This is a genomic window from Anaerobiospirillum sp. NML120511, assembly GCF_023050955.1.
Lineage (GTDB): Bacteria > Pseudomonadota > Gammaproteobacteria > Enterobacterales > Succinivibrionaceae > Anaerobiospirillum.
Map to the genome: position 1 here is coordinate 1 of NZ_JALKIK010000073.1, position 11,672 is coordinate 11,672.

6 protein-coding genes and 2 pseudogenes are annotated in these 11,672 nt (G+C 52.1%); 6 read left to right on the forward strand and 2 right to left on the reverse strand.

Features of this window, described 5'->3' with window-relative positions:
• Positions 1-131: 131 nt before the first annotated feature.
• Both MXE39_RS12375 and MXE39_RS12380 read right to left on the reverse strand, forming a co-directional pair.
• Positions 132-302: pseudogene (locus MXE39_RS12375) on the reverse strand (flagellin); the annotation flags it as partial.
• A gap of 194 nt (positions 303-496) precedes the next feature.
• Positions 497-1,489: a flagellin gene (locus MXE39_RS12380; protein WP_246978998.1), complete on the reverse strand. Its 993-nt coding sequence runs from the start codon at positions 1,487-1,489 to the stop codon at positions 497-499.
• Positions 1,490-1,890: 401 nt separating this feature from the next.
• On the opposite strand from MXE39_RS12380, the gene MXE39_RS12385 reads away from it, so the two are divergent.
• The 6 genes and pseudogenes from MXE39_RS12385 to clpB all read left to right on the forward strand — a co-directional run.
• Positions 1,891-2,433 (forward strand): CinA family protein, encoded by a 543-nt coding sequence (locus MXE39_RS12385; protein WP_246978997.1) that lies wholly within the window; start codon positions 1,891-1,893, stop codon positions 2,431-2,433.
• Between the two features lie 639 nt (positions 2,434-3,072).
• Positions 3,073-4,278 (forward strand): recombinase RecA, encoded by a 1,206-nt coding sequence (gene recA, locus MXE39_RS12390; protein WP_281503465.1) that lies wholly within the window; start codon positions 3,073-3,075, stop codon positions 4,276-4,278.
• A gap of 307 nt (positions 4,279-4,585) precedes the next feature.
• A complete protein-coding gene (locus MXE39_RS12395; RefSeq protein WP_246978996.1) occupies positions 4,586-5,101 on the forward strand; it encodes a regulatory protein RecX in 516 nt (171 codons plus the stop codon).
• Positions 5,102-5,584: 483 nt separating this feature from the next.
• Positions 5,585-6,556, forward strand: a complete 972-nt coding sequence (rluD, locus tag MXE39_RS12400) for a 23S rRNA pseudouridine(1911/1915/1917) synthase RluD (protein ID WP_246978995.1) — start codon at positions 5,585-5,587, stop codon at positions 6,554-6,556.
• A gap of 22 nt (positions 6,557-6,578) precedes the next feature.
• Positions 6,579-7,442, forward strand: a complete 864-nt coding sequence (pgeF, locus tag MXE39_RS12405; protein ID WP_246978994.1) for a peptidoglycan editing factor PgeF — start codon at positions 6,579-6,581, stop codon at positions 7,440-7,442.
• Between the two features lie 845 nt (positions 7,443-8,287).
• Positions 8,288-10,831 (forward strand): annotated as a pseudogene (gene clpB, locus MXE39_RS12410) (ATP-dependent chaperone ClpB); the annotation flags it as partial.
• Positions 10,832-11,672: the final 841 nt, after the last annotated feature.

Here is an 11,672-nt window from a genome sequence, read left to right on the forward strand (position 1 = left end):
TGGCATAGGGTCACCTCTCAGACTTACATTCATATGTTGAAGTTATGAATCATACCCGCGCAAATCGCATAAATATAAGGATTTATCAAAAAACGTGATGAAAATCACAAGCACTTAATACGCCGTATAATTTGGGAGGTCAGTCGGTCGGAGATCTGAAGACCGGCGGCGTCATCCTTTGCAGAGTTGATACGCAGGCCTGAGGAGAGTCTCTGGTATGAGGTATTTAAGCTCAGAGTTGCATTGCTCAGCTTGCGCTGGGCATTGATGGATGAGACATTCGTATTAACGTAAAGAGCCATATTCAAACTCCCCTTACAGCCTAAATTCGGCCGCTACATAATCTTCTCTTATCGTTCGCATGTCATGGACATGAGCATAGTTTTATAAGTCCAGTTGCAATGGACATGCCATACATATAAATCCGTGTAAAAGTAAAAAGGCGGGTTTTGCAACCCGCCCTGGAAGATATAGAGAGAGAAATTACTATTCCAAATTACTGTCCCAACAGGCTCAGAGCAATGGTAGGACGCTGATTGGCCTGTGCCAGAACGGTCTGGGAAGCCTGCTGAATGATGTTGTTCTGAGTCAGAGCAGCGGTCTCAGCGGCGAAGTCTGTGTCACGAATTCTGCTGCGGGCATCAGCCTCATTTTCAGAAATGGAGGCCTGGTTGCGAATGGTACTTTCCATGCGGTTCTGGAGAGCGCCAAGGCCTGCACGCTTGGAGTCAACAGCCTGGATAACCTTGTCGATATTAGCAAGTGTATTAGTTGCTAATGAGGCGGAGGAAATGGTCCATCGTACGTTTGCTTTTCCATTGGTCGCATCACTGAGCACTAAGCCGTTAGCACCAGCATTCTGCTTACCAACTTCTACTGCTGCGCCAATATTTGCCATAACTGCTAAGCCTGACATTGTAAAAGGTTGAGCCCAGCTTAGTGTTAATGTATCTCCAGCGTTTGCTCCGACCTGGAAAACTACAGCATTTTTGCTTGGACCAGTGGCTGGAATCAGACTGTTTGGGTTATTCAGGTAGGCATCAGCATTTTGTTTTCCTGTGAGGACAGGGCCGTTAAGAACAGTTGCGCCTGCGAAAGTTGTCTGACGAGCAATACGATTAATTTCAGCAGAGAGCTGAGTAACCTCTTCCTGGAGGGCCTTACGATCGGCTTCGGAGTTGGTGCCGTTAGCGGACTGTACTGCCAGTACACGGATGCGCTGGAGCATGTTGGTGGTTTCGTCCAGGGCACCTTCGATGGTCTGGGCAAGGGCGATACCGTCGTTGGTGTTACGGTTGCCCTGGTTCAGGCCGTTAATCTGGGAGGTCAGGCGGTCGGAGATCTGCAGACCGGCTGCGTCGTCCTTGGCGGAGTTGATGCGCAGGCCCGAGGACAGTCTCTGGTATGAGGTGTTTAAGCTCAGAGTGCTGTTAGCCAGCTTGCGCTGAGCATTAATGGACGAGACATTCGTGTTTACGTACAGTGCCATAGTCAATCTCCCTTATGGCCTTATACGGCCGCTAACTCATTGTTTGCCCTTTGGGCTTTTTCTCACATGGTGCTATTAGGTTTGTCTAAAGCAATATGAGTGCCATGTATTCATATATGTTAAATGTTGAAACTATGAGTATTGCTGCACGATGATTTATATGGGCCTGAGCAAAATGCCGTTTCGGCATATGCTTGCCTTAAACCCTGTCTTATATGGTCCTGTATTGCCTGTGCTGTGGCACGGCTTTGCTCTTGAGGGCAGGTTGTTGCCCTGGCGGCACAGGGAGGGTTGCAATTAGGAGTTGTTTACAGGGCAAAATCGCTGTAATTGCTGTCAGAGTGATATTAGCTGTGTATGATCGGTACCAGTTACGAGACTGTTAATGAGAGGAATAACCAATGGACATGAACGCTCTTGAGGAAACTGCAGCCCGTTTTGCTCAGGACTATGAGCAGCACAGTCACGTTTTTGCTACTGCTGAATCCTGCACTGGCGGTCTGATAGGAGCAGCCATTACAGAGATTGCCGGATCATCTTCATGGTTTGACCGTGGCTTTATCACCTACACCAATGAGGCCAAGCAGCAGCTTCTTGGGGTAAGTGAGCATGTACTCGTTCAATGGGGAGCCGTGAGTGTTCAGACTGCCTGTCAGATGGTCAGCGGGGCTCTTAATCACTCCAGTGCTGACATTGCAGTGGCGGTAACAGGTATTGCCGGTCCTGGTGGTGGCACAGAGCTTAAGCCTGTAGGCACTGTGTGCATTGCATTTAAGCGTCGCAGCGATGACAGCTGCCATGTAAAGTGCCATCATTTCCCTGGCAACCGCTCAGAGGTGCGTACGGCTACTGTCCTTGAGGCGCTCAATGGTCTGCTGACACTGAGCAGTGGTAAAAGCCTTGAGGGCTATGAGCAGCGACAGACCAGCGGCGAGCCCCTGTAGTACTGTGGTACAACTGTGAGGCAGCTTTGCAGCTTTGCAGTTGTGTAGCTTTGTAGATGTGGCGGTACTGCGTTCCGCTCTCTTTGCTGTCAATGGCTCAGTTCCTGGGCATGACAGGAGGATGGGACGGAGACAGGTGCAGGGCATTGATCCTTGCTATGGCTTATAATTGCGAAGAGGCGAACAATTTTTTCTCAAACGAACTGCAGAGGTTTTTTTGCAGGGTACGCTTCGCTATCATTATCTGGCTCAAAGGGCATCAGTGTATATGGCAGCTGCCCGGGACTTGAGCTGTTATCAGGTCGAATATATCCGGAGCGGGCGCTGACAGCCGACTGGTCCTCTGGTTTTATGCCGGTTCATGACATGTCTTTTGCATGAGCATGACGGCCCAATGAGGCAGGGCAGGAGAAGCCCTGGCTGTCGATATTGGCTGCCGACTGATAGTTAACCCTGGTGCGGGGTAAGAGCACCACAGATTTCCTGCATGCTTTGCACAGCTGCACTGGCGGCGGCAAAGCATGGTATCAATTGAGATTTCATGCTGGCGATAATTTAGCTGTCGTTAATATGCGACGGGCTGATAAATCCGCTACAATTTCAGCAGAAGATTTTTTAACCCCTAAATGGTGATGTTCTATGGCAGGTGCAAATAAAGCAAAAAAAGATACTGGCAGCTCAGCAAGCTCAGGCAGCAAGCTCGCTTCCAATCTTACAACTGATCCAAAAAAGCAAAAGGCCATTGAAGCTGCGATGGAACACATCGAGCGTCAGTTTGGCAAGGGCGCCATTATGCGCCTTGGTCAGGGTGAGATGGTAGAGATTGAGTCCATCCCAACCGGTTCCCTGACTCTCGATATCGCCCTTGGTGTGGGCGGTCTGCCAATGGGCCGTATTATCGAAATCTACGGTCCTGAGTCCTCTGGTAAGACCACTTTAACTCTCGAACTGATCGCTCAGGCTCAAAAGCGCGGCAAGGTCTGTGCTTTCGTAGACGCCGAGCACGCTCTGGACACCATTTATGCTCAGAAGCTGGGTGTTCAGGTCAACAATCTGCTGCTCTCCCAGCCAGATACCGGTGAGCAGGCTCTGGACATTGTTGAGACTCTGGTCCGTTCCGGCGGTATCGACGTTATCATCGTGGACTCCGTAGCTGCCCTGGTACCAAAGGCCGAAATTGAAGGCGACATGGGTGACAATCACGTAGGTCTGCAGGCCCGTCTGATGTCCCAGGCCTTACGTAAGCTTACCGGTACCATCAAGCAGGCTAACTGCATGGTTGTGTTCATCAACCAGCTGCGTATGAAGATCGGTGTGATGTTCGGCAGCCCTGAGACCACCACCGGCGGTAACGCTCTGAAGTACTACGCCTCTGTACGTCTTGATATTCGCAAGGCAACTCCTATCAAGGAGAAAGACACCGTCATCGGTAACGAGACCCGCGTAAAGGTCGTAAAGAACAAGGTTGCTCCGCCATTCAAGCAGGCCAACTTCCAGATTCTCTTCAACTACGGTATTTCCAAGAACGGCGAGCTCATCGACCTTGGTGTCCAGCTCAAGTTTGTGGACAAGACCGGCGCCTGGTTTGCCTACAACGGTACCAAGATTGGCCAGGGCAAGACCAATGCTATCCGCTACCTGGACGAGCATCCTGAGGTTGCTGATGAGCTTGAGGCCAAGATCCGTGACTTCTTCAAGCAGAACTCCGATTACTCCAGCTCTGCTGAGCTCGGTGCTGCCGATGATGCTGAGCCATCCATGGGTGGTTCAGATGATGAGGATATGCCACCTCTTGAGGATGTCGAAGATGAGGAGCTCGTAAGCGAGATCCCTGAGGACCTCTAACTTACAGCTGCTATCTGCAGCCATGGGGTTCATGACTGTCATGAAACCCTGTGGTAACTGTACAATGACGCAGGCTTTGCCCTCCATAAGTGGAGGCCCGGAGCCTGCGTCATTTGTTTAGGGGCGCAGCACGATCATCTGAGCAGGTGCGCGGTCTGGGCATGGACAGGCGCAGTCGGGACCATGAAGTGCAGAGCAGGACAGCCGCGCAGGCCAATATGCGGCACAGCAGCTGAGGCGGCTGCTGCGTCAGGTACTGCCGGGGCCGGGCATGATTAACTTTTGAGTGTGTACAGGAGAGCCTTAGATGTGGGCCAGAAAATCCTATAAGAAGCGTTCTTACTCATCTGAGCCGCGTGAGCTCAGCGAGAGCATTCCTGACGCGGTCAATTTCATGGTGGGACTGCTGTCCAAAAGAGAGTATTCAGCTAAGGAGCTCAGGGAAAAGACCCTGAAGCGCTATACCGAAATAGCCACAGATGAGGCCTTGCTTATCTGCCAGCAAAGAGGCTATCAGAGTGAGCAGCGCTATGCCGAAATGCTGGTCCGTCATATGGAATTTGCCCTGTACGGTCCGATGAAGCTTCAGTTTGAAGCCCGCCGTAAGGGCGTGGACCTGGAGCTGGTCAGAGAGGCCGCTGCCGAGGTCAACTGGGAAGAGCTGGCTTACGATGCTCTGGTCAAGAAGTATGGTGAGCAGGAGCTTGAGTATGAGCAGCGCCAGAAAGCTCTGGCATTTCTGGCCCGACGTGGCTTTGCCGCCGGTACCTGCATCAAGGCCATGGAAGAGCTCAAGCGCCGCCTTGATGAGGCCGAAGAGTAGCCATGGAGCATGGGCTTGCCGCTCTGCCTTGTAAGGGACGGCAGCTGCCATGGCCTGCATGAGCGGCAGCCATGACTGCAAGGCATCAGCCAGGACTGCAAGGCAGCAGCATGGGCAGCTCATGGTCACCTTAGCTGTCTCGTCCATGGAGCCAGCATAAGTGTGGCTGAACGGCCCTGACAGGCATGCAGTTGCATTCCGGTCTGACAATGCGGCAGCGGTAAGGCAGTAGCGGCTAATGAGGCAGGGGCAGCAGTGGCTGGCGACACTGGCGGTGAGGTCATCCAGTGCGGGGGATGCGGGTCAGGTGCTGGTGCTGGTGCAGGTGCTGTGGGCTGGGGTGACAGGGTAAATTTTCGCTGTCAGGCCTAAAGTGATAGTATGGAATCAGCAATATAGTTTCCGGCTGTGGCGGGTTCAGGCAGAGCTGATGGTCAGTCTGAGCCTGGTCAGGTCCGGTTAGCAGTTAAGAGAATTTTATTAATGAGTGATGTAATTACACTGCAGGTTTCTGATGAATTTCATGGCAAGCGTCTTGATGCCATTCTTGGCGGCATGATTGACAGCCATTCGCGCAGTGCCTTACGCACCCTGATTGATGAGGGTAAAGTTCTGGTTGACGGCAAGGTGCTCAATAAGGCCAGCATCAAGCTCAATGCCGGTCAGAACATTGAGGTTCACATGGATGAGCCTGAAAGTCTTGAGGCTGTTCCTGAGGATATCCCTCTGAACATTGTCTATCAGGACGATGATCTGATTGTCATTAACAAGCCAATCAACTTTGTGGTTCACCCTGGCGCCGGTGTAAAGAACGGCACAGTGATGAATGCCATGCTCTATCATTTCCCTCAAACTGCCGTTCTGGCCCGTGCCGGTATTGTTCACCGTCTGGACAAGGATACATCCGGGCTTATGGTCATTGCTCTTAGCCAGACTGCTCAGCATCACCTCATCAAGGCTATCAGCAAGCATCTGGTAGTTCGTGAGTATGAGGCCATTGTTGAAGGTGAGCTTACTGCAGGCGGTACCGTGGATGCACCAATCGGCCGTGATCTGCACAACCGTACCCGTATGGCTGTTATGCCTGATGGCATGGGCCGTGAGGCTGTTACCCATTACCGTGTAATGGAGCGCTATCGTGCCCACACCCGTCTTAAGCTGCGCCTTGAGACTGGCCGTACCCACCAGATTCGTGTTCACATGGCCTCGCTGCACCATCCGCTGCTGGGTGATACCCAGTATGGCGGCCGTCGTATCAAACATATTGCCGGAGCCAGTGCCGAGCTTGATCAGGCTCTCAATGCCTACCGCCATCAGGCCCTGCACGCCAGTCATATCGAATTTGAGCATCCGGTAACCGGAGAGACCCTGTCCTTTGACGCTCCGATACCTGAGGAAATGAAGAACCTCATGGATCTGCTCAGAGAAGATTACAAACTCAATGGCCTGTACTAAAGACAGAGCCTAAGGAGCTGTTATGACACGTACAGTTGATGGAATTGAAGTTCCTCCTTTTGATGCCTGGAAGGAGCAGCACAAAAACTATGTGCTCAACAATCTCAGGCAGTCCCTGTATAAGGGGCGCTACATGATCATTGACTGCTTTGAAAACGATGTGACCGCGTTCTACACCACTCGTTTTGATGGTGTGAGCAAGGCTCCTTATGACAGTTTCAACATGGCTTTGCATGTCGGCGATAACGAAGCTGACGTGCTGGCCAACCGCAAGACCATGAATGAGGACTTTGGCCTCGAGCATACCTGCTTTATGAACCAGACTCATTCAGCTGATGTCATTGTGGTTGATGAAAGCAACAGGCATCAGGACTGCTTTGACTGTGATGCCCTGGTAACCAGTCAGAAAAAGACTGCCATTGCAGTTATGACAGCCGACTGTCTTCCTCTGATCCTCTGCGACGAGGAGAACAATGTCTGTGCCGCTATCCACTGCGGCTGGCGCGGTATTGCCGGAGGTATTATCGAAAACAGCGTCCATGCCATGGAAAAGCTCGGAGCCAGCACTCAAAGCATTCGCGGCTTTCTGGGACCGGCCATTGGACCACACTCCTTTGAAATAGGCGCTGAGGTAAGAGAGCAGTTCCTTAAAAAGGATGAGGGTTACCAGGACTGTTTTATGGTGCTGGATCATACTGATGACAAGGGCAATCCCAAGTATCTGTGCCACATCTACCGTCTGGCAGTGAACACCCTGCGCTCACTGGGCGTAGACGGCCCAATCTTTGGCGGCCGTGCTGACACCTTCATGCAGACCTCAGTGTTCTACTCCTATCGCAAGGCCAGTGTCACCGGCCGCATGGCCTCAGTCATCTGTCTGAACTGACCGGACTGACGTCCAGCAGCACCACATCCCAGGCGGCGGCAGCTGCCGGCCGGCTTGCTGGCAGGCCAGGCCTGAATAACAGGGGGCATGATCGAACCATTTGATATGGTCGGTCATGCCCCCTGTGTTATTTCAGCGTCGTAGATTTCAACCGCCGTGGCGGGCAGGCGACGCTGCCCGGCCCGTTGCAGTGTGCTGATGGCCACTGCCAGCTGTTGGCTTCACTGCTGTGGCTGACCTGTGGCCAGGGAGCGGCCATGTAGCTTCCATGGGCGGCCTCAGTACCGCCTGGCTGTCGGCTGGCTATGGCGGCCAGGCTGCGGCACGGCCAGCTGCGGGTCATGAGCTTTTGCAGTGGCTGCGGTGTTGGACAAGCAGGTCTTTGGGGTGGCTGGGGGTGAAAAGGTACTTTTGGTTTTAGCTTGTGTTTGATGGTGGCGGTAATTTAGCGGGTTAATGGTATTTTTAGAAAAATATTTTGACTCAGGACTTTAATTATTTGTCCCCTGTCCCCAAGTAAAATGGTGTAGGAGCTATAAGCACAACCCGCAAAAGCCCAGCTGATAAACAGCATGTTTATCGGTATTGGCGATGGTCTATAGATATCATGAGCATGGCTCTGGTATCACGGGTTCAGTACAGGAGATCACCTGCGGTTACCAGCTGCCTCCGGCTGCTGCCAGCTGATGTGTTTTCAGTCATGGTTGCATTGGAAGCGGTGGTTGCCAGGGTAATGGTGGTCCGGTAGAAGTGAAAAGCTGTCCATGGCCCGGGTTAAAGTGTTTAGGCCTGAGGACAGGCAGATGCTGTAGCCAAAGAGTAGATTTTATTTTTGGAGGAACGATATGCGTTTGGATCGTTTTACAGTCAAGTTTCAAGAAGCCTTATCTGACGCACAATCGTTAGCAGTTGGACACGATAACCAGTTTATCGAGCCAGTTCATATCATGTCTGCCCTGGTAGCCCAGGAAGACGGCTCAATCCGTCCGCTGTTAACCTTAGCTGGTTCCGACCCTCAGGCTGTAAAAATTCTGGTCGACAAGGCCGTAGACAACCTGCCACGCGTTCAGGGCGTAGGTGGTGATCTTCAGCTGTCCCCACAGACAGGCAGAATCTTAAATTTATGTGACAAGCTCTCCCAGAAAGCCAAGGACTCCTTTATCTCATCAGAGATTTTCGTCATGGCCGCCATGGAGACAGAGGGTGACCTCAAGCGTATTCTCGAGCAGTGCAACCTCTCCCGCGAGAAGCTGCTCAAGGCCTTTGAGACTGTGCGTGCCGGCAATAATGTAGATGATGAAAATGCCGAAAGCTCACGTGGCGCTCTGAGTAAATATACAGTTGACCTTACTGAGCGTGCCGAGCAGGGCAAGCTTGATCCTGTTATTGGCCGTGATGAGGAAATCCGCCGTACCATTCAGGTTCTGCAGCGTCGTACCAAGAACAATCCTGTGCTCATTGGTGAGCCTGGTGTTGGTAAGACCGCCATTGTCGAAGGTCTTGCTCAGCGTATTGTTAAGGGCGAAGTACCTGAGGGCCTGCGTAACAAGAAAGTGCTGACCCTGGACCTGGGCGCTCTGATTGCCGGTGCCAAATACCGTGGCGAGTTCGAAGAACGTCTTAAGGGCGTGCTCAATGAGCTTGCCAAGCAGGGCGGCAAGGTAATTCTCTTTATTGATGAGCTGCACACCATGGTTGGTGCCGGCAAGGCCGATGGTGCCATGGATGCGGGCAATATGTTAAAGCCTGCCCTGGCCCGTGGTGAGCTGCACTGCGTAGGCGCTACTACTCTTGATGAGTACCGTGAGTACATCGAAAAGGATGCCGCTCTGGAGCGTCGTTTCCAGAAGGTACTGGTAGAAGAGCCAAGTGTTGAGAGCACCATTGCCATTCTGCGTGGTCTGAAGGAGCGTTATGAGCTGCACCACCACGTGCAGATTACCGATCCGGCCATTGTGGCAGCAGCCACTCTGTCAAACCGTTACATTACCGATCGTCAGCTGCCAGATAAGGCCATTGACCTTATTGATGAGGCCGCTGCCAGCATCCGTCTGCAGATTGATTCCAAGCCTGAGCCTCTTGATCGTATCGATCACCGTCTGATTCAGCTCAAGATGGAGCGTCAGGCCATTGCCCGTGAGCAGGATGAGGCCAGCAAGAAGCGTCTTGCCGCCATTGATGCTGACATTAAGGAAAATGAAGCTGAGTACCAGCGTCTGGATGAAATCTGGAAGGCTGAAAAGCTCATGCTTGAGGGCACCCAGAAGTACAAGGTTGAGCTTGATAACGCCCGTCATGAGTATGATGTGGCCAAGCGTAACGGCGACCTCAACCGTATGAGTGAGCTGCAGTACGGCATCATTCCTGAGCTCGAGCAGAAGATTAAGGCAGCATCAGCTGCTGAGGGTCAGAAGACCGATCTGCTTAAGAACAAGGTAACTGATACTGAGATTGCTGATGTAGTCTCACGTGCTACCGGTATTCCGGTATCGCGCATGATGGAAGGTGAGCGTCAGAAGCTGCTGCGCATGGAGGACAATCTCCATCAGCGTGTGATTGGCCAGGATGAGGCAGTAGCTGCCATTTCCTCAGCAATCAGACGTTCCCGTGCCGGTCTTTCTGATCCAAACCGTCCAATCGGCTCCTTCTTATTCCTTGGTCCTACCGGTGTAGGTAAGACTGAGCTTTGTAAGGCTGTAGCCGAGTTCATGTTCGACTCCACCAAAGCCATGGTGCGTATTGACATGTCCGAGTACATGGAAAAGCACACAGTGGCCCGTCTGGTCGGTGCCCCTCCGGGCTACGTAGGTTATGAGCAGGGCGGTTACCTTACAGAGGCTGTACGCCGCAGACCATATTCAGTAATTCTGCTCGACGAGATTGAGAAAGCTCATCCTGATGTCTTCAATATCCTGCTGCAGGTACTGGACGATGGTCGTCTGACCGATGGTCAGGGCCGTACTGTGGACTTCAAGAACACAGTAATCATCATGACCTCCAATCTTGGCTCTTCCATGATTCAGGAGGAGGCCGGACGCTCAAGCTATGATCAGATCAAGACCATGCTCTTTGGTGTGCTCGAGAAGAACTTCAAGCCTGAGTTCCTCAACCGTATTGATGAGACTGTGGTCTTCCATCCATTAAGCCATGAGAACATCAAGGACATTGCCCGCATCCAGTTAAGCGCCCTGTCAAAGCGCCTTAAGGATGCCAGCATTGAAGTTTCCATCAATGATCATCTGTACGACTACGTGGCCAATGTGGGCTTTGACCCTGTATTTGGTGCCCGTCCATTGCGTCGTGCCATTCAGAGTGAGGTTGAAGATCCGCTCTCCAGAATCATTCTGCAGGGTGAGCTTATGCCTGAGGTCCACTATGAGCTCAATGTCGATGAAAATGGCAAGCTGACCTGCAAACCGGTAAAGATGATGCCGAGTACAGGATCAGCAGTAAACACAACCCGCACAGCCCAGCAGGGTGTGCTGCCAGGCTCACGCCCTGGCGCCATTAACGGTGCTTCCCGTCCGGCAGGTCACCCGGGTGCCCCGGGTAACCAGCCTGCTCTCGGCACCCCTGGCATCCAGGGCGCCCAGTAGCATCCTGAGCCTGCCACCAGGCACATAAGGACCTGCGCCAGCCGGTAACGGCTTAACGGTAGATAAGAATCCCCCGCCATAATGACGGGGGATTTTTTTTGGCTGCAGGGCCGCGCAGGCCGCGCGGCCGTCAGGCCTGGCAGCGCCTGGACGGCCGTGACCGCAGGCACGGCTGGCCCGAATGGGCAGCGCCAGGTAAATAGCGGAACACTTTTTGTCCCGGCGGCGGACAAAACAGTGGGACAGATCACACTATTGAGGGCAAAATAGGCCGGTTTATGGCGCCAAAACCATAATCGGTGAATTAACTGTAACCCCGGGCAAAAGAAATTTTCGGCTCGTAAAGCTGATATAAATCATGTTTTTGTAAAAATGTTAAAAAAATTTTAAATTTTTTGTGAAAAAAGTGTTGACCAGGGGATGAAAATCATTAAAATACGTTCCCGCTGTGACGCACTGAGCAAACAGCTGCAAAGGCCAAGCGCCTCCAAGTTCTTTAAAAATCAGGTACAGACAATCTGTGTGGGTTCTTTAAGTTAAGAACTTTGAGTTTTGCCAACAAACTGGCAACTGGTTACAGTTGCACTTCAAACGAATCATTAAAGTGAAGAGTTTGATCATGGCTCAGATTGAA

What these genes read in the sequence shown, in the direction of transcription:
- MXE39_RS12380 (WP_246978998.1), bottom strand. Translation starts at nt 1,489, where the DNA reads ATGGCACTGTACGTAAACACGAATGTCTCGTCCATTAATGCTCAGCGC.
- MXE39_RS12385 (WP_246978997.1), top strand. Translation starts at nt 1,891, where the DNA reads ATGGACATGAACGCTCTTGAGGAAACTGCAGCCCGTTTTGCTCAGGAC.
- recA (WP_281503465.1), top strand. Translation starts at nt 3,073, where the DNA reads ATGGCAGGTGCAAATAAAGCAAAAAAAGATACTGGCAGCTCAGCAAGC.
- MXE39_RS12395 (WP_246978996.1), top strand. Translation starts at nt 4,586, where the DNA reads ATGTGGGCCAGAAAATCCTATAAGAAGCGTTCTTACTCATCTGAGCCG.
- rluD (WP_246978995.1), top strand. Translation starts at nt 5,585, where the DNA reads ATGAGTGATGTAATTACACTGCAGGTTTCTGATGAATTTCATGGCAAG.
- pgeF (WP_246978994.1), top strand. Translation starts at nt 6,579, where the DNA reads ATGACACGTACAGTTGATGGAATTGAAGTTCCTCCTTTTGATGCCTGG.